Below are 17,529 nucleotides of genomic sequence, written 5' to 3' on the forward strand. Positions count from 1 at the left end.
CCATGATGGACAAAGTTCGCGATTGGTTCGGGTTTGGCCCGATGACGCATGGCATGGGCGGCCACGGACATGATCACGGTGATGCCGGCCATGGCCACACCCACGGCGTCATCGATCCGACGATCGCCACGACAACGCGCGGCATCTGGGCGATCAAATGGTCATTCGTCGTTCTGGCCATTACGGCAGCGCTTCAGCTCGTGGTCGTGTTCCTCTCCGGCAGCGTGGCGCTGCTGGCCGACACGATCCACAATGTCGGCGACGCGGTTACTGCCATCCCGCTGTGGATCGCCTTCATGCTGGTCCGCCGCAGACCGAGCAAGACGTTCACCTACGGCCTGGGCCGCGTCGAGGATCTGGCCGGGATCGTCATCGTTCTCATCATCCTCTTCAGTGCCATCGTCGCTGGCTATGAGGCGATCGACAGGCTGATCAATCCGCGTCCCATCGCATTTCTTGGCTGGGTCGCCATCGCCGGCCTCATAGGCTTTATCGGCAATGAAGCGGTCGCCGTATTTCGTGTCCGCGTCGGGCGAGAGATCAACAGCGCTGCGCTGATCGCGGACGGCTACCATGCCCGCACCGACGGCTTTACCAGTCTGGCGGTCGTGCTGGGCGCTATCGGCGTGTGGCTGGGCTTTCCGCTTGCCGATCCGATCATCGGGCTGCTGATCACCGTGGCGATCTTCGCCATCGTCTGGCAGTCGTCGAAAGCCGTCCTCACGCGCATGCTCGACGGAGTCGAGCCTGCCATCATCGATGAAATCCATCATGCCGCCGAACACGTGTCCGGCATCGGGCGCGTTGAAAGCGTGCAGGCGCGCTGGATCGGACATCGTCTGCATGCCGACGTCGCCGTCAGTGTACCGGGGACGGCGACGGCCAAGGAGGTGCTGGGCGTAACCGAAGCCCTCAAGCAGGAGTTGTTCGCTCACTTGCCGGCGTTGGCGGAAGCCAATGTCCGCCTGGTGAGCCCGGCCGGGCCGGCCGTCACTGGCGCGGAAACCTCTCATGCTCACCATCATGCGCCGGAGCCCTTCAAGGTCGCCTGCGATCTGGCTGAAGGGACATTGGAAATCGTCGATACACCGGCTGGCGAGCGGATGCGGCTGACCATCGATCGCCACGCCGACGATCTGACGGCGACGGTGATCATCGATCGACCCGAAGGGCCAGAGACGCTTCGCCTCGAGCCCGCCGCTGACAACCATCATCGGCTTGAGAGCACCGTCGCCCCTGCCGAGCCGCATGAGTTCCAGGCGAGGTTGATCCTGGCCGCGAAGGGTCGCGAGCAGGTGCTGCCGTTCAAGATGGTCGAGCCGGAAGGTCACCATCACTGAGACAGGCAGGCCGTTCGCGCCAGTTCTCGACGAACCGACATCCGCTGCAAGAAGACAAATATGCTTCAGGTCCTGGCCAATCGCACTTACCGTCATCTCTTCCTGGCCCAGGTCATCGCCCTGATCGGCACCGGCCTTGCCACCGTGGCGCTCGGGCTGCTGGCCTATGATCTTGCCGGCGCCGATGCCGGCGCGGTGCTCGGCACGGCGCTCGCCATCAAGATGATCGCCTATGTCGGCGTGGCGCCTGTCGCCGCTGCGTTCGCCGAGCGCCTGCCGCGCCGCACCATGCTGGTTTCGCTCGACCTCATCCGGGCTGCGGTCGCGGTGTTCCTGCCCTTCGTTACCGAAGTCTGGCAGGTATATCTTCTCATCTTCGTCCTGCAGTCGGCGTCGGCAGGCTTCACTCCGGCCTTCCAGGCCTCGATCCCTGACGTGCTGCCCGAGGAGAAGGACTACACGCGGGCCCTGTCGCTGTCGCGACTGGCCTACGACTTGGAAAGCGTCGTCAGTCCCATGCTGGCGGCGGCGCTGCTTTCCGTCATCAGCTTCCACGGCCTGTTCGCCGGTACGGTTGTCGGCTTCCTGGCGTCCGCGGCGCTGGTGGTCTCCGTGGTGCTGCCCAGCCCGCAAGCCTCGGAGCCGCGCGGCATCTATGAGCGCACGACGCGCGGAATCCGCATCTATCTGGCGACGCCGCGATTGCGCGGGCTGCTGGCCCTTAACGTTGCCGTCGCGGCGGCAAGCGCGATGGTGATCGTCAACACGGTCGTCCTGGTGCAGGCGCAGTTCGGCCTCTCGCAAAGCGACACGGCGCTGGCGCTCGCAGCGTTCGGCGGCGGATCGATGATTGCAGCCCTTGCCCTGCCGCGGCTGCTGGAGAACGTCCCGGACCGGGTTGCGATGCTCTCGGGCGCCGCGATCCTGGTCGCGGGCGTGCTGGTGGGACCGCTCGCCGGCAGCTACTATCTGCTGCTGCCGCTCTGGTTCGTGCTGGGGCTCGGCTATTCGCTGGCGCAGACGCCTTCGGGCCGATTGATCAGGCGTTCCGCCGATGCCGTCGACCGGCCCGCTCTGTTTGCTGCCCAATTCGCGCTTTCGCATGCCTGCTGGTTGATCACCTATCCCATTGCCGGCCGCCTCGGTGCGGCGATGGGATTGCCCTTCACCTTCATTCTGCTCGGCATCATTGGCGCCGCAGCCCTGCTTGCCGCGATCTGGGTCTGGCCGAAACACGATCCCGACGTGCTTGTACATACGCATGTCGATCTGCCTGAGGACGACCGGCACATCGGCGACGCAGTATGGTCGGAAGCGGGCTATGAGCATTCGCATGGCTACGTCGTCGACGATCGGCACCCGAAATGGCCCACGGCAAGCTGAGAGCTCGAAATGCCTGGCGAGCTCGCCATCTATGGCGGTCTTTTCCTGACCGCGTTTGCCGCGGCGACCATTCTGCCGATGCAATCGGAAGCAGCGCTTGCGGGACTGCTTCTGACAGAAAGCTATGCTCCGGCTCTGCTCATCGCCTCCGCAAGCGCAGGCAATGTGCTCGGCTCGATCGTCAACTGGTGGCTCGGCCGGGCGATCGATCGCTTTCGCGACCGCAAATGGTTCCCGGTAAAGCCCTCCGCGTTGGCGCGCGCGACGCGATGGTATCAGCGCTATGGACGATGGTCGCTGCTGTTGAGCTGGTTGCCTCTTGTCGGCGATCCGCTGACGGTTGTGGCGGGAGCGCTGCGGGAGCCATTCTGGAGCTTCCTTGCGATCGTCACGATCGCGAAGGTCGGCCGTTACCTCGCGCTGGCGGCGATGACGCTGAGCTGGATTTAGCGCTTGTCGAGACCCGCGCCGGTACGGCGACATTACGCGAGACGGCGCTTTCCTTTGCCGGCCGCAACGCTGCGCGCCAACTTGGATTTGCGTCGCATATGTCTATACAAATGGGAATGCATGTGTACAATCGCTACCAACAATCAAAAAAGGGGAACTGAAATGATCACTCTCGACCGCCGCAATTTCCTTGTTTCCACCGCCGGCCTTGCCTTCGCCGCCGCGCTGCCACGCACCGCCTTTTCCGAAACCAACGACACGCTGAAGATTGCCATCGCCGCGGAGACCGGTGATCTCGAGCTGCTGCAGAATGTTTCGACGCTGAGCACCTACACCATCGTCTTCGATGCGCTGATCCACTACGGCCAGAACGGCGCGCTTGAGCCGGGACTTGCTACCAAATGGACCATTGCCGACGATCAGCTTTCGATCGCCTTCGATCTGCGTGAAGGCGTGACCTTCAGCGACGGCACGCCGTTCGATTCCACCGCAGCCGAATGGAACCTCAAGCGATGGATGGGGGTGAGCGACTTCTCCTGGATTGGCATTTCCGATGCGTTCGACAGCATTGTCACGGACGGACCAAACAAGCTGACGGTCAAGCTGAAGCGACCGGTGCCGGCCGCACTCCTCGAACTCACCATCGTCCGCCCAGTTCGTTTCCTGTCGCCCAAGGCAGTCGACAAGGATGGCAAGCAGACGGCGCCGATCGGAACCGGTCCATGGATCGTCGAAAAATACGATTCGAGCGGCACCAGCCTCGTTCGCAACGACAAATACTGGGGCGAGAAGCCGCTTTTCAGCCGCATGGAATTGAAGGTGGTTCCCGATGAACTCGCTCGTGCCAACGGCCTCCGCTCAGGCGACCTCGATGTCATCGGTGGCGACTGGGTGGCGACGCTATCGCCGCGCCGCGCCCGTGCGCTGGAAAGCGACGGCATGAAGGTTGTTGCCGAGCCGGGCACCGCGACGATGCTGCTCGGCTATTCGCCGAAGTCGAAGGTCATCGCCGACAAGGCCGTTCGCGATGCCGTCTATGCATCGGTTGACCGCGCGGCGATCGCCAAGGTCCTGTTCGAGGGCTTTGCCGACCCGGCCGCCGATCTGTTCCCGGCGAACGTGCCGTCGTCGGGCAAGCGGCATGACGTGCCGGTGCGTGACGTGGCGGCGGCCAAGAAGATCCTCGCCGATGGCGGCTGGGTCGACAGCGGGGGTGCCTGGACCAAGGCTGGCTCTCCTCTGACCATCGACTTTCTGGTTTCCGAAGAGTCCCTGCCGGGATCGCGGCGCATCGCCGAAATGATCCAGGGTCAATTGTCCGAGGTCGGTTTCCAAGTCCAAGTCTCCTCGGTGGACAATGCCACCATGCATGAACGGCGTCCGGCCTTCGACTATGATCTCGCTTTCTTCACCACCTATGGCGCTCCCTATGACCCTCACGGGACCCTTGGAAATGCCTTCGTCTCGACGGCGGACAGCGGGCCTGACGGCAAGATCTATGTCTCGGACGCGCTCGACGGCGTGGTCAAGGCTGCGCTCGAGGCGAGCGGCGCCGAACGCGACCTGAAGATGCAGGCTCTCTACGATTGGCTGCACGACAACACCGCCATCTGTCCGCTTGTCGTCAGCCAGCGGCTGTGGGCTCACAATCCGCGCGCAGAGAACTTCTCGCTTCCGGCGACTGACTACGACTTGCCGTTCAAGGCGATCACGCTGAAGGCCTGAAGACTTCGAGCCCGAGTGAGGCCTGACGATGAAACGCACGATCCTGCGACGGATGCTGCTTGCCTGCCTTTTGATCCTGGCGGCATCCGCGCTGACATTCGCCCTCGTTGCGGCGGCTCCGGGCAATGTTGCGGCGCTCATTGCCGAGCGTGCGGCAGGTCCCGGCGCTGACGCGCAAATGATCGCCAAGATCGGCAACGAGCTCGGCCTCTACGACCCGTTGCCGATCCGCTACGGACGCTGGCTTTCCGGCGCGCTGGCCGGGGATTTCGGCATCTCACTGCGAACGGGAAAGCCGATCTCGTCGGAGTTTGCCGCCCGCATCCCGATGACGGCGGCTCTGCTTGCCGGCGGCGGCATTCTCGCCTTCATTTTCTCGATCGCGCTCGGCATTGCCGGCGCCGTCAGCAATGGTGGCGTGATGGACAGGTTCCTCCATGCATTTTCGCTGATCGGCGCGTCGACCCCGAACTTCTTCGTGGCGGCGCTGCTGGTCATCGTTTTTTCGGTGATGCTGGGCTGGGTACCCACCTTCGGGACCAGCGGCTTCACCTCATGGCTTCTGCCGTGGGTGACGATCGCGCTGTTCCCGGCCTCCGTTCTCAGCCGCGTCGTTCGGGTCAACCTCCAGGAAGCGATGTCGCGGCCGTTTGCGACAACCGGCTTCGCCAAGGGCTATACCAGAACGCAGGTGCTGCTGCGCGAGGCGCTGCCCAACATCGCCATTCCGTTCCTGACGACATTCGGCGCGCAATTCACGCTGATGATCATCGGATCGATCGTCGTCGAGACGGTATTTGCATTGCGCGGCGTCGGTGCCTTTTTCATCGAGGCGATCCGCTTCCGCGACTTCATCGGCATGCAGTCGGTGCTGCTGCTGTTTGTCGTCTTCTTCGTCATGGTCAATTTCATCGTCGACATGATTTGCACCGTCGCGGATCCGCGAATGCGCCGGGCGCGGGGAGCATGAGGCGATGAACATTTCCGCTATCAGGGACATCAAGGACTGGCCGTGGCTGGTGCTGCTCCCCGTAATCGGCTTTGTGCTGATCGGCATCTTCGCTCCTGCTATCATGCCTTACGATCCAAGTGCGCAGGACTATTCGGCGACACTGGAGGGCATGAGCTGGAACCACTGGCTCGGCACCGACTATCTCGGCCGAGACGTCTTCAGCCGCATCGTCGGTGGCGCCCGCATTTCCCTGGTGGCGATGGTGATCGTGCTTGTCGCCGCGCTGGCGATCGGGGTCACGATCGGCTCCTTCGCCGGCTATGTCGGCGGCCGTGTCGAGCTCGTCCTTATCAGCATCATCGATATTGCGCTGGCACTTCCGAGCCTGGTGATCGCGCTGGCGTTGATCGGCATTCTGGGCACCGGCTACTGGTCGATGATAACGGCGCTCACCCTGGCGTGGTGGGCGAACTATGCCCGCATGAGCCGCGCCGTCGTCACCGCCGAGCTGCAGCAGCCCTATATCGAGGCGGCCCGCGTGATGGGCGCCGGCCATCTGTGGATTTTTGTTCGCCATATCCTGCCGCATGTGCTTGCCCTCGTCGTGGTCTATGCAAGCGCCGACGCCGGCGCTCTTGTGCTGGCCATCGCCACGCTCAGCTTTCTCGGACTTGGCGTCGCACCGCCGACACCGGAATGGGGCCAGATGCTGGTCGACGGCATGAGCTACGTCGAGGAGGTGCCGCGCCTCGTCGTGCTGCCCGGTCTGGCGCTGACGCTGGTCGTGGTCAGCTTTAACCTTCTGGGCGAAGCCTTCGCATTGCAAAAGGTGCCGCGGCCGGTTCGCGGCGCGACGTTGCGCAGACGCCGAAGGGCGCGCGCTCGCGAAGAAGCCGAGCGTAACGCCGTCGAAACGGGAACGACTTCAGCATGAGCGACGCTCAGCCAATCTATTCGATCGAAGATTTGGTTATCGACCTCTACGCCACCACCGTTTCTGTGCGGGCGGTGGACGGGGTGTCGTTCAACGTCCGTCCCGGAGAAACGGTCGCGGTCGTCGGCGAAAGCGGTTCGGGAAAGACCGTAATGACGCTCGGTCCGCTCGGCCTGCTGCCCGAGGGCGTGACCGTGGACATGAAAGGGTCGGCGCGAGCCGACGGAAGCGAACTGCTCAGCATCGGTTCCCGGCAATTGTCGGACCTGCGCGGGCGCTATTTCGGCGTGATTTTCCAGGACCCGATGAGCGCGTTGAACCCGATGCTGAAAATCGGCCCGCAGCTGGCACGCCAGGCGCGCCGTTTCGCTGGCCTGTCGCATGAGGCAGCGCGCAAGGAAGCGGTCTCGCTTCTGGCACGCTCCGGCATTCCGGACCCTGAGGATCGCTACAACCGCTATCCGCACGAAATGTCGGGCGGCATGCTGCAGCGGGCGATGATCGCGCTGGCGCTGGCGGCCCGGCCGCGCGTGCTGATCGCAGACGAGCCGACCACGGCGCTGGACGCCACCGTTCAGGCGCAAATCCTGGAGCTCATCCGTCAGATCCAGCGCGAGGATGGCATCGCGGTCGTGCTGATCACGCACGATATCGGCGTGGTCGCTTCCGTCGCCGACCGCGTCATGGTGCTTTACGCCGGCCAAGTGGCGGAGGAGGGGACGGCGATGGATGTGCTGACCCGGCCGGTCCATCCCTATACGCGCGGGCTGCTCGCATCGGTGCCGGATTTTCGCGCCGACGAACGCGCGGCGACCCGCGAGATACCTGGCCTGCCGCCAAACCAGATCAGGCTGGAACCGGGTTGCCGGTTTGCCGAGCGCTGCGAACTGGTCGAAGCCGGTTGCCGGCAGCACCGGCCGCCGCTGCAGACGATATCCGCGTCGACGAGCCCGCACCGCGTGGCTTGCCCGGTCGTGCTGAAACGAGAGGGGATCGCCGTCCATGTCTGATGCCGCGGCGATCGAGGTCAGGGGATTGAAGGTGCATTTCGCCAACCGTTCGGGTGCCGGCGCGGTGCGGGCGGTCGATGGCATAGACCTGACGGTCGCGCGTGGCGCGTTCCACGGCATCGTCGGCGAGTCCGGCTGCGGCAAGACCACGCTGGCCCGTACCATCGTCGGTTTGCAGAAGGAGAGCGAAGGCACCGTGCTGATTGCAGGAAGGAATCGCGCCGAATGGCTGAAATCGGACAGGAAGTCGTTCAGCCGCGAAGTCCAGTTCGTCTTCCAGGACCCGTTGGGGTCGATGAGCCGCCGCCAGTCCGTCAATCAGACATTGGAGGAACCGCTGCAGATCCATCGCTTCGGTTCATCAGTCGAGCGCCGGCACCGCATCGCAGAGCTTCTGGATCTGGTTGCGCTGCCTGAGACGGTGCTCGACCGTTTGCCAAGGTCGCTCTCCGGTGGCCAGCGGCAGCGCGTTTCGATTGCGCGCGCGCTTGCGCTGAAGCCGTCCATACTGGTCTGCGACGAACCGCTCAGCGCGCTCGACGTTTCGATCCGGGCGCAGATCGTCAACCTGTTCACGTCGCTCCAGAAGCAGCTTGGTCTGACCATTGTCATTGTCGCGCATGATCTGGCGATCGTGCGCGAGGTCTGCTCGGACGTGACGGTGATGTATCTCGGCCGCATCTCGGAAGCTGGCGTGACCCGGCCATTATTTCGCGAGCCGGCCCATCCCTACAGCCAAGCGCTGCTCTCGGCTGTTCCTTCTCCAGATCCTCGCATCGAAGCCGGGCGCCGCCGGATCATTCTCGCCGGCGATCCGCCAAGTCCCAGCGCGCCGCCTCCGGGGTGCCGGTTCAACACGCGCTGTCCGGTGGCGATCGATGTCTGCCGGGTCGAGGAACCGATGCTGCGATCGGTGCCGCATGGCGGCGTTGCAGCCTGTCATCTGGCCGATAGCGGCTGCCGCCCGGTTATCTGAAAAGATGGCGTTTCTGCCCCCAACGCGTTTCGCGAGGCTGACCGTCATTGCCGGTGTCCTGCGCGAGCTTTTTTTGCTGGTCACTGCCGCCAAGGTCGGCCGTTATCTTGTTCTTGCCGCCGTGACGCTGAGCGTCATCTGACCTCGCGAAGCTTCTCCAACCTGAGCGGGTTAGGCCCGACTGGTTCGAAGGAGCCAGCCCAAGAGCCACGTCTGATACAGGCAGTCGGGAAGCCTAGCCTTTCTTGACGGCGACCTTGTCAAGGGGCCGCGCGCAGTCCTTTCGCCAGCTGCTGCGCGTCGCGGGACCGGCCAACCAAGCTAAGGCACAGCGCGCGAAGGGCTTCAGCCAACGTCGACCTTGTTAAGACATTCCTGTGGCCGCGCGCCAAGCCTGCACAACGAAGCTGTGCTGGTTCCAGATCATCAGCGCTCCACTGACTGCCATGAGCGCGACCACAAGGCCGCGGAACTGTCGTCCACTCAGGCGCTCGAGCCAGCGCTTGGCCAGCAGATTGGCAAGCGCAGCGCCCAAACCCGCGGCTGCGCCGTACATGGCCGCCTGACCCCCGAGCGCGCCAAGTCCGGTGAATACGGCGATCTTGACGACATCGGTCACAAACGAGTTCACGGATTTCGTTGCGACCAACGTCTCCTTCTCCGAACCGTAGTTCAGATAGAGCGAATTCAGGACGGGTCCCACCGTGCCCATCAGCGCCGACAACAGCGCGACGATCAGGCCGGCCGGGAGGAACCACCAGCGGCGGGCTCGGTAGCTCCGCTCGCGCGCGCCGCCGCGAAATTCCCAGACTGCACTGATCAGATAGATTCCTATGAGTATCTGGAGCCATTCCGCCCGACTGTTGGCGAAGAGCCAGGAGCCCGCCGCGGCACCGGCGATGGCGCCGGGCAGGTACCAACGGACCAGGCTCCAATCGATGTCGCGCCGGAAGGCCAGGGCGCGGATGGGATTGCCGATGAGCTCGGTCAAGGTGATTACCGGCGCAACCGCGGCGCTCCCTGTGATGAAAGTCACGGCGGGGATCAGCAATAGGCCTCCGCCTCCGGCCGAGAGGGTGTTCAGTGTCCAGGTGAGGAACCCCGCCAACGCCAGGAGGCCTAGTCTAATCCAGTCCATCCGATCAGAACGAAGCGGACCTTTGATCGTTCCGAACGCGTCGGTTCGCAAAAGCCCGGTCCGCCTTTTGAGTCTCGTGTGCGATGGAAAGGCGATCTCAGGCGCAATGCTGGTGGCAGAGAGACGCCGTGCCAGAGAACAATTCCCGAGGCAGCGGGAAGAAGGCCGGCGATCGCTTCGAGTCGGCCGGACTCCGCTGTTGGACGCACGCGCGGAGGCCCAATCTAGCTCTTCTTGACGGCAACCTTGTCGAGGGCTGCGCGCAGTCCTTTCGCCAGCTTCTGCACATCGTCGTTCGCCCAGAAATGCATGAAGAAGAGCCGCGGTTGCTCATCGAGCATGTGGCTATGCAACGCGGTGATCTCGATGCCGTTGTCCTGCATGGCTTTGATAACCGGATTGACCTCCTTTGCCGTCAGCACAAAATCACCCGTGATGGCCGCCTTGCCGCCACCTGTCGATTGGAAATTGATCGCTATAGCCGAGCCCATGGCCGCCGGCACGTCCATCCCGTTCTCCTTGACCGGTTCGGCGCGCGGGATACTGAACTGGTAGACGCCGCCATTGGCCTTTCCTTTGTAACCAATAGCCCGGTCGACGGCCGCTGTGTCGAACTCGATCTGCTGCGTGGATGCTTGCGATTGTGATGCACCGGACGCGGCATTCTCCATCGGCGTCTTTGTCAGCGCCAAACCGGAATGAAGCGCTGTGGCGAGCGTGACGGGGTCACCCTGGCCGAAGACGTGCATGTAGAGTGTCATCGGTTCGGCGCGCAACAAGTGGTTGTGCACCGCGGTAATCTCGATCCCACCTTCTTCAAGCTTCTTCATGACCGGGTTCACCTCGTCCTGCGTCAGAACGATGTCGCCCATAACCATTGCCTGATCTCCCATGGGTTCGAACGCGACCCAGCCTCCGAGCGCAAAGCCGGGCTGAAGGGCCACGCCGTCGAGCGAAACCTTCAGGTCCGTTCGTGGCAACCCGACCCGGTAGACGCCGCCAGGCATTTCCGTTCCGGCTTTGCCCAGTGTTTGCGCGACTGTCTGCCAATTGGATGCCGCCGATGCCGGTTCCAGCAGCGCCGAGACCGCGATCAGCATCGCGCCGCTCACGAGTTTTGCCCGCATGGGAGTTCTCCCTGATCTGCCCCCATCGCCCAGCTTTTCAAGCCACGGCAGGTTTCATGGCAGGTGGCCAACTATGCCTTTCCGCCTTGCGGCGCGAAGCCCAGGCATAGAGCGCGTCGTAGATGACGAAGCCGTGCTTGAGCACTTCCTGGTCGTCGGGCGTCACGTCCCTGAGCCCCATGGAGATCGCAAGCAGCCCCGCCGACTGTGGAGTAAGATCGTGCCGATCCGTGTCGGCGCCGCGAACGATCGAAGCGATCGTCACGATGGCTGGATCGCGCTCCAGGCCGTATTTCGAGACGAAGGTGTCGAAACTGCAGCCTTCACCGACATGTGTGAACTCGACGCCGGGCACGTCATAGGGAATAGCGCCCGTCTCCTGTGCAAGCGGGATCACCTGATCGGGTGGCACGAACAGGAATTCGGGCTCCTTGTCGATGAAGCGGGCGATCAGCCAGGGACAAGCAATGCGGTCGATGACCGGGCGTTCGCGGGTGACCCATTTCATGACCTTATCTCCCTCGATTTGGCAACAAGCCCACTCGGCCCACTGCCATAAGGAGGTCAACGCTACGCCCGAATACGAAATGATACAAGTGTTGCATTTATTTGTGCACGTGATACGGTTCACTTATGAGTGAGGGGGAAACGACGGAACAGCGCTGGCTGCTCCTTATCCATCGGCTGCCGAGCAAGCCGGCCTATTTCCGGGTGAAGATCTGGCGGCGGCTGCAAGGCATCGGCGCGGTCGCGGTGAAAAGCACCGTCTATGCACTGCCGGCCAATGCCGAGACGCAGGAGGATTTCGAGTGGCTCCTGAAGGAGATCGTCGCGGGTGGTGGCGAGGCGATGGTGTGCGAGGCGCGTCTCGTCGACGGATTGTCGGATGCCGAGGTCCAAGCGCTGTTCGATGCGGCGCGTGATGCCGATTATGCGGAGATCGCCAAGGAAGCGCGTGGTCTCGCCGCCGAGATCGGCGCGAACGCCACGCCGGAAAAGCGTGCGGAGACACGGTCGCAGCTCGGCCGAATACGCAAGCGGCTCGCCGAGGTGGACACGATCGACTTCTTCGGCGCCACGGGTCGCCTCGCGGTCGAGGCTTTGCTCGCCGAGCTCGAGACGCATCTCGTGGAGGACCGGCCCATGACCGAGGAGTCAAAGGCGACTGAGCCGATTACTGACCTCAAGGGCCGGATCTGGGTGACACGCCGCGACGTGCACGTCGACCGGATGGCCTGCAGCTGGCTAATCCGCCGCTTCATTGATCCAGACGCCGTCATCCGCTTCGTCCCGGGCAAGAGCTATGCGGCAAAGCCGGGAGAGCTGCGCTTTGATATGTTTGACGGTGAGATCACCCATGAGGGCGACCGCTGCAGCTTGGAGGTGCTGCTCACCCGGGCCGGGCTTGACGACCCGGCGCTGCAGGCCATCGCCGAGATCGTCCATGATATCGACCTCAAGGACGGCAAGTTCGGGCGCGACGAGACGACGGGCATTGCCAGCCTAATCGCGGGCATCGCCATGACGAATAAGGGCGACGAGCAGCGGATCGCGCAGGGCGGCCCGGTTTTCGACAATCTCTACCAGTATTTCCGCCAGAAGCGCGGGTGAGGGGAACCAATGACCAGCGTCCATGCCGTCCATCCGAATGCGCTGGGGGATGAACCTTCGCATGGCATCCCCTTCCGCGAAGCAGTGCGGGTCTGGGCGCGAGTCGCTGCGTTGAGTTTTGGTGGCCCGGCCGGCCAGATCGCGGTAATGCATCGCATCCTCGTTGAGGAGAAGCGCTGGATCGGCGAGACGCGGTTCCTGCATGCGCTGAACTACTGCATGCTGCTGCCAGGACCGGAGGCCCAGCAGCTCGCCGTCTACATCGGGTGGCTCCTGCATAAAACCCGAGGCGGGCTCGTGGCCGGCACGCTGTTCGTACTGCCCGGCGTCCTCGCCATCATGGCGCTGAGCTGGATCTATGCAATCTTTGGCAATGTCGGCGCGGTGCAGGCGCTTTTCTTCGGTCTGAAGGCCGCCGTCCTCGCCATCGTGCTCGAGGCGGTTATCCGGGTCGGCAAGCGAGCGCTCAAGAACAAGGTCATGATAGGCCTCGCCGCCGCCGCCTTTATCGGGCTCTTCCTGTTCCATCTCCCGTTCCCGCTCATTGTCCTGACGGCCGGAGTGATCGGGTACGTCGGCGGGCGGGCCGGGCTGGCAGCGTTCATGGCGGGCAACGGCCATGGCAAGGTCGGCGGCAAGCAGGTCGCCGACGCGGAATCGGCGCTCGGCGAAGGCATTCCTGCCCATGCTCGCCCGCCGGTCAGCTGGTCGTTGAAGATCGGAGGTGTGTTTCTGGTGCTATGGCTGGCACCTGTCCTCGGCCTTTTCGTGCTGTTCGGGTCCGGCAATGTCTTCGCCGATATCGCGGTCTTTTTCTCGAAGATGGCGGTCGTGACCTTCGGAGGCGCCTACGCCGTCCTCGCTTACGTGGCGCAGCAGGCTGTCGATACCTATGGCTGGCTGAAGCCAGGCGAGATGCTGGACGGCCTCGGCATGGCGGAGACGACGCCTGGCCCCTTGATCATGGTGACCCAGTTCGTCGGGTTCATGGGCGCGTATCGAGCGCCGGGATCACTTAATCCGCTGCTCGCTGGAACGTTGGGCGGCCTGCTCACCACCTGGGTCACCTTCACACCTTGCTTCCTCTGGATATTTGTCGGTGCGCCGTTCGTGGAAACGCTGCGCAGCAACAAGGCCTTGTCCGCCGCGCTGGCGACCATAACGGCAGCCGTGGTGGGCGTGATCCTGAACCTGGCGGTGTGGTTCGCGCTTCACGTTCTGTTTGGTGCACTGCGCGAGGTCAAAGGGTTCGGCATGACGGTCGATGTGCCCGCATTCAGCTCCGTCAACGTCGCGTCCCTCGTCCTGACATTGGGTGCGCTGCTAGCGGTGTTTCGCTTCAAGATCGGCATGCTCCCGGTGCTCGTCGGCTGTTCGATCCTCGGGCTGCTCTACGGGATGGCAACGGGAGCGATCTAACCCGTGCAGCCAGCGCCGCTTACCAGTGGTGAGGCATCGTTGACGTTACAGTGGCTCGCGCACGGTTTGCGCAAAGCTATTTCGAAGCGGCGCTTCAGGCTCCTTCCTGCCGGTGCTGAGCCGACTGCTGCGAACCTGCTGATATCAAGGGGACTGCGGGCGTTCGGTGACGGTCTGGTCAGCATCCTGCTTCCCGCCTATCTGGCCACGCTCGGCTTCGACGCCTTCGAGATCGGAACCCTGTCGACGGCGACGCTCGCGGGCTCAGCCGTCCTCAGCCTGGCTGTTGGGATCGTCGCGCATCGCTTCTCCCGTCGAGCGCTGCTGACCGCAGCGGCTGTCCTGATGATAGCAACGGGGGTCGTCTTCGCTGTCGTTCACGACTTCTGGCCGCTGCTTCTCATCGCGTTCGTCGGCACGCTGAACCCATCTTCAGGGGACGTCAGCGTGTTTCTACCGCTCGAACATGCGCAGCTTGCTCAGAACGTCACCGACCGCGACCGCACGGCGCTCTTTGCGCGCTACAGCCTCATCGGCTCCCTCGCCGGCGCCTCGGGGCGCTGGCCGCCGGAGCGCCCGACTTTCTCCGCGACGCCATCGGCCTGGAAATGAAACAGGTCCTCCAGGCAGCTTTTCTATTTTATGCCTCACTTGGGTTGGCGGCGGTGCTCCTCTATCGGCGGCTGCCGAGTGACGCGCCTGATGCAGGCAAAGTGTCGGCACAGCCATTGCGCAGGTCTCGCTCCATCGTTCTAACGCTCGCCGCACTCTTCAGCCTCGATGCTTTCGCAGGCGGCTTCGTCGTCCAGTCGTTGTTGGCCCTCTGGCTCTTTCAACGGTTCGGCCTGTCGCTCGCCGCGACCGGCGCAATCTTTTTCTGGACGGGTGTCCTTTCGGCTGCGTCCTATTTGGTCGCTGTGCGAATTTCCCAGCAGATCGGACTCATAAACACCATGGTGTTTACGCACCTTCCGTCGAGCCTCTGTCTGGTGCTCATCCCGTTCATGCCGAGCGTCGCTCCGGCTATCGTTCTTTTGCTGATTAGAAGCGCGCTGTCGCAGATGGACGTGCCGACCCGCACATCGTACGTCATGGCCGTGGTGACGCCCGAAGAGCGGGCTGCCGCGGCGAGCATCACCGCCGTCCCCCGCAGCCTCGCGGCGGCCGCCAGTCCAGTCCTCGCAGGGGCTCTCCTTGGCGTCTCCAGCTTCGGCTGGCCCCTGATCATCGCCGGTGGGCTGAAAATTATCTACGACCTTCTGCTGCTCGCGACATTTCGCAGTGTTCGCCCTCCAGAGGAGCACGGGGGCGGGAGGAATGACATGTCAGTCGGCCATGATCGAACTGGCAACGACGCGCGGGTTTCCTGGTGGCGTTGAAGGCACGACCACCAGCCGGACAAATTGCTTACGTCCGCCGGCAACGAGGATGTAGAGACGCGAGAACTCCTCCGTATCGCGATCTTCGGCAATCTTCTCGGCATCCGTACGGGTGAAGAAACTCTTCCGAAATGCTTCTTGATCGACATCGGGAAATGCCAGCGTACACGTCTGCACCGGTTTGCCGCTCATCGTTGCCTTGGTGGTGCCGATGATGGTTCCTGCTGGCAATCCTTCCTCCGCTTCGGCCACCAGCCATGCCTCCACTGAGGTTGGATTAGCGATTGGCGCGAGTTCGGCGAAGCCTGCTTCGGCAATAAGTGTCCACCTGCGTTCGTGCGCGGTCTCTATCATGCGCTCGAAATTGGGACCCTCGGCCAGACAGGTACGGTGAAATTGTTCGACAGCCTGATCCGCATCACTGGCGGCCTGCGCCGGCGACATCGTCAGACCCAAGATGGTCCCTGCCAACGTTAGAAATCGGAACATGTCTATCTCGCGTAGCTGATTGTGGACGAACCACTTATCCTGAACGGGCTACGACACTCGTTGTTCCGGACTGTCGGCGCCTGCATGGCCGGTATCTTGATGGAGGCGCGAAGCGCCTGCGCAGTTGATGCAATGTTCAGGCATCTGGCAACTGATGGAGCCATGCCGCACTGGGTTTCGATGACGGACCCTGCTACAGACCCACTCACACCGCCGGGCGGGACCATTTGATCTCGTGCTGAGTTCCTGGAGACATCTCCCGGCGCTCGCCGAGGAACCTGCATGTCGTGCTCGCCAGCAACCAGCCCCGGTGGTTTTTTGGGCACTTGGCCTATGTCCCAGTCCACTGTGGAAACTTGTTAAAATCCCTTACGGCAAAGGTTTTCGAGGTCCGCTTTTGCCATTCCCTCGAAGCCCAGCGCGGGAAGAATATCATTATCTCCCTTAAGATCGCGACCGTAAGCCGCCGAGAATATGGCAATTCCAGATTCATGGAGAATCGCTGAATTTCCGCTGATCTTCCCCAACAAAACGGTCGGCAGCAGCCCGAACGGAACGTCCTCGAGAATATAGCGGCTTTCGATGGTTGACGGGCCGAAGCCGCCGCGGCCTTGGCGATCCATCTCCTGGTTCATTTCCGAAACGGTGGCCATGGGGACGTGAAACGACAATGAAAAATGCTCTTCAACTGTGCGCACGGCAATTCCAAAACGGGCGGCGATCGCCAATCGTTCCGCGTCCAGAGCCTCGATAAAGCGGCCGACAGCCGGGGTGACGTTTCCGGCCTGGCTCCACTGTTCTCCCTTCTCCATGCGTGTGAGATTAAGAAGAGCGATCCCGAGATGGTTCTGCGGATTGAGGTTGCTGAGCGCGATAGCAAGCATGCCGTCGCGCTTGACGAAACGATCGCCGAACAAGCTCGTGCAAAGCTCGAACCCTTGCTCCTGAGCACTGAAAGGCAGCGTCGCGACATCCAGTTTCTGGCGAACGGTTGCAACATCGATTTCGGCTGGCCCGCGCTGTTGCCCGGTCACGAGCGTGGTACCCCAGACGACGATCGGCAGGCTAACCTTCCGGTCCGCAAGCTGCTTGGAGAGATACAGTGCCCCAAAGGAACTATGCGAGCTGATGATAACCGGCGTTCCGTCGCTTAGATAAGGAGTGGCAGCGTCCATCACCATCTTGTGGCCGTAAGCCGGCAACGCGATTATGACGACGTCGGCATCGGCAATGGCGTCTTTACAATCCTTGGCGATGCGCACCTTAGTCGTTGCCTTGATAGCTCCGGTAGCCTTCAGCAATCCACCGGCGGCCAGCGCCTTGGTGCGTTCTCCGGAAGGCGACCAAAGCATAGGGTCATGTCCCGCTTCGGCCAGATAGGCGGCAAGGCCGTAAGCAATCGCTCCGGCGCCAAGAATGCTTACGCGCATAAATTCCCTCCTGTTGCGGGCATTGCAGCCTCCATTTCTCACTAGGAGGTTCCACAAATCGGAGCCGCATCTGCCATCGTCGGCTTCTGGCGATGGGATTCCGGCCTGAGCCCGCGACTGCAACATGCCTCAGCGAATATTCGTTTCCGCTTGACATATATCAAAA

Annotated in this window: 15 protein-coding genes and 2 pseudogenes; 12 read left to right on the forward strand and 5 right to left on the reverse strand. The window is 62.7% G+C overall.

Annotated features, from left to right (window positions below; all coding sequences use genetic code 11):
- Positions 1-2: 2 nt before the first annotated feature.
- From NKH63_RS27005 to NKH63_RS27045, 9 genes and pseudogenes are all read left to right on the forward strand, one after another.
- Entirely contained in the window at positions 3-1,340 is a 1,338-nt protein-coding gene (locus NKH63_RS27005) for a cation diffusion facilitator family transporter (RefSeq protein WP_352919532.1), read from the forward strand.
- A 60-nt stretch (positions 1,341-1,400) separates the two neighbouring features.
- Positions 1,401-2,723: an MFS transporter gene (locus NKH63_RS27010; RefSeq protein WP_352919534.1), complete on the forward strand. Its 1,323-nt coding sequence runs from the start codon at positions 1,401-1,403 to the stop codon at positions 2,721-2,723.
- A 9-nt stretch (positions 2,724-2,732) separates the two neighbouring features.
- Positions 2,733-3,173: a YqaA family protein gene (locus tag NKH63_RS27015; protein WP_352720456.1), complete on the forward strand. Its 441-nt coding sequence runs from the start codon at positions 2,733-2,735 to the stop codon at positions 3,171-3,173.
- 162 nt (positions 3,174-3,335) lie between these two features.
- Positions 3,336-4,898, forward strand: a complete 1,563-nt coding sequence (locus tag NKH63_RS27020; protein WP_352919538.1) for an ABC transporter substrate-binding protein — start codon at positions 3,336-3,338, stop codon at positions 4,896-4,898.
- 28 nt (positions 4,899-4,926) lie between these two features.
- Complete coding sequence (locus NKH63_RS27025; RefSeq protein ID WP_352720452.1) at positions 4,927-5,868, forward strand: ABC transporter permease; 942 nt, start codon at positions 4,927-4,929, stop codon at positions 5,866-5,868.
- A 4-nt stretch (positions 5,869-5,872) separates the two neighbouring features.
- Positions 5,873-6,784 carry an ABC transporter permease gene (locus NKH63_RS27030; protein WP_352720450.1) on the forward strand — a complete coding sequence of 304 codons (912 nt, stop codon included), beginning with the start codon at positions 5,873-5,875 and terminating at the stop codon, positions 6,782-6,784.
- Entirely contained in the window at positions 6,781-7,794 is a 1,014-nt protein-coding gene (locus tag NKH63_RS27035; RefSeq protein WP_352720449.1) for an ABC transporter ATP-binding protein, read from the forward strand. Before NKH63_RS27030 ends, NKH63_RS27035 begins: the two co-directional genes overlap by 4 nt.
- Positions 7,787-8,770 carry an oligopeptide/dipeptide ABC transporter ATP-binding protein gene (locus NKH63_RS27040; RefSeq protein WP_352919542.1) on the forward strand — a complete coding sequence of 328 codons (984 nt, stop codon included), beginning with the start codon at positions 7,787-7,789 and terminating at the stop codon, positions 8,768-8,770. Before NKH63_RS27035 ends, NKH63_RS27040 begins: the two co-directional genes overlap by 8 nt.
- A 37-nt stretch (positions 8,771-8,807) precedes the next feature.
- Positions 8,808-8,912 (forward strand): annotated as a pseudogene (locus NKH63_RS27045) (YqaA family protein); the annotation flags it as partial.
- A 222-nt stretch (positions 8,913-9,134) separates the two neighbouring features.
- On the opposite strand, the gene NKH63_RS27050 reads toward NKH63_RS27045, so the two are convergent.
- The 3 genes from NKH63_RS27050 to NKH63_RS27060 all read right to left on the reverse strand — a co-directional run bounded on the left by NKH63_RS27050 (position 9,135) and on the right by NKH63_RS27060 (position 11,543).
- Positions 9,135-9,908, reverse strand: coding sequence for a sulfite exporter TauE/SafE family protein (locus NKH63_RS27050; protein ID WP_352720561.1), 774 nt, complete (start codon positions 9,906-9,908; stop codon positions 9,135-9,137).
- A gap of 224 nt (positions 9,909-10,132) precedes the next feature.
- Positions 10,133-11,008 (reverse strand): DUF1259 domain-containing protein, encoded by an 876-nt coding sequence (locus NKH63_RS27055; protein ID WP_352720445.1) that lies wholly within the window; start codon positions 11,006-11,008, stop codon positions 10,133-10,135.
- Between the two features lie 64 nt (positions 11,009-11,072).
- Complete coding sequence (locus NKH63_RS27060) at positions 11,073-11,543, reverse strand: chromate resistance protein ChrB domain-containing protein (RefSeq protein WP_352919546.1); 471 nt, start codon at positions 11,541-11,543, stop codon at positions 11,073-11,075.
- A 125-nt stretch (positions 11,544-11,668) separates the two neighbouring features.
- On the opposite strand from NKH63_RS27060, the gene NKH63_RS27065 reads away from it, so the two are divergent.
- The 3 genes and pseudogenes from NKH63_RS27065 to NKH63_RS27075 form a co-directional block, all read left to right on the forward strand.
- On the forward strand, positions 11,669-12,646 hold the full coding sequence (locus NKH63_RS27065) for a chromate resistance protein ChrB domain-containing protein (RefSeq protein WP_352919548.1): 978 nt from the start codon (positions 11,669-11,671) through the stop codon (positions 12,644-12,646).
- A 9-nt stretch (positions 12,647-12,655) separates the two neighbouring features.
- The gene (gene chrA, locus NKH63_RS27070; protein ID WP_352919551.1) at positions 12,656-14,065 is read left to right on the forward strand and encodes a chromate efflux transporter; all 1,410 of its coding nucleotides are present in this window, start codon (positions 12,656-12,658) and stop codon (positions 14,063-14,065) included.
- 78 nt (positions 14,066-14,143) lie between these two features.
- Positions 14,144-15,369, forward strand: a pseudogene (locus NKH63_RS27075) (MFS transporter); the annotation flags it as partial.
- 21 nt (positions 15,370-15,390) lie between these two features.
- On the opposite strand, the gene NKH63_RS27080 reads toward NKH63_RS27075, so the two are convergent.
- Both NKH63_RS27080 and NKH63_RS27085 read right to left on the reverse strand, forming a co-directional pair.
- A complete protein-coding gene (locus tag NKH63_RS27080; protein ID WP_352689185.1) occupies positions 15,391-15,933 on the reverse strand; it encodes a hypothetical protein in 543 nt (180 codons plus the stop codon).
- A gap of 359 nt (positions 15,934-16,292) precedes the next feature.
- Entirely contained in the window at positions 16,293-17,363 is a 1,071-nt protein-coding gene (locus NKH63_RS27085) for an NAD/NADP octopine/nopaline dehydrogenase family protein (protein ID WP_352919554.1), read from the reverse strand.
- Positions 17,364-17,529: the final 166 nt, after the last annotated feature.

It is taken from the genome of Mesorhizobium sp. M0960, from assembly GCF_040319055.1.
Lineage (GTDB): Bacteria > Pseudomonadota > Alphaproteobacteria > Rhizobiales > Rhizobiaceae > Mesorhizobium.

Bases quoted from the DNA above. Each gene is read 5' to 3' on its own strand.
- NKH63_RS27080 (WP_352689185.1), bottom strand. From the start codon at position 15,933: ATGTTCCGATTTCTAACGTTGGCAGGGACCATCTTGGGTCTGACGATG.
- chrA (WP_352919551.1), top strand. From the start codon at position 12,656: ATGACCAGCGTCCATGCCGTCCATCCGAATGCGCTGGGGGATGAACCT.
- NKH63_RS27015 (WP_352720456.1), top strand. From the start codon at position 2,733: ATGCCTGGCGAGCTCGCCATCTATGGCGGTCTTTTCCTGACCGCGTTT.
- NKH63_RS27025 (WP_352720452.1), top strand. From the start codon at position 4,927: ATGAAACGCACGATCCTGCGACGGATGCTGCTTGCCTGCCTTTTGATC.
- NKH63_RS27040 (WP_352919542.1), top strand. From the start codon at position 7,787: ATGTCTGATGCCGCGGCGATCGAGGTCAGGGGATTGAAGGTGCATTTC.
- NKH63_RS27020 (WP_352919538.1), top strand. From the start codon at position 3,336: ATGATCACTCTCGACCGCCGCAATTTCCTTGTTTCCACCGCCGGCCTT.
- NKH63_RS27065 (WP_352919548.1), top strand. From the start codon at position 11,669: ATGAGTGAGGGGGAAACGACGGAACAGCGCTGGCTGCTCCTTATCCAT.
- NKH63_RS27005 (WP_352919532.1), top strand. From the start codon at position 3: ATGATGGACAAAGTTCGCGATTGGTTCGGGTTTGGCCCGATGACGCAT.
- NKH63_RS27060 (WP_352919546.1), bottom strand. From the start codon at position 11,543: ATGAAATGGGTCACCCGCGAACGCCCGGTCATCGACCGCATTGCTTGT.
- NKH63_RS27085 (WP_352919554.1), bottom strand. From the start codon at position 17,363: ATGCGCGTAAGCATTCTTGGCGCCGGAGCGATTGCTTACGGCCTTGCC.
- NKH63_RS27010 (WP_352919534.1), top strand. From the start codon at position 1,401: ATGCTTCAGGTCCTGGCCAATCGCACTTACCGTCATCTCTTCCTGGCC.
- NKH63_RS27050 (WP_352720561.1), bottom strand. From the start codon at position 9,908: ATGGACTGGATTAGACTAGGCCTCCTGGCGTTGGCGGGGTTCCTCACC.
- NKH63_RS27035 (WP_352720449.1), top strand. From the start codon at position 6,781: ATGAGCGACGCTCAGCCAATCTATTCGATCGAAGATTTGGTTATCGAC.
- NKH63_RS27055 (WP_352720445.1), bottom strand. From the start codon at position 11,008: ATGCTGATCGCGGTCTCGGCGCTGCTGGAACCGGCATCGGCGGCATCC.
- NKH63_RS27030 (WP_352720450.1), top strand. From the start codon at position 5,873: ATGAACATTTCCGCTATCAGGGACATCAAGGACTGGCCGTGGCTGGTG.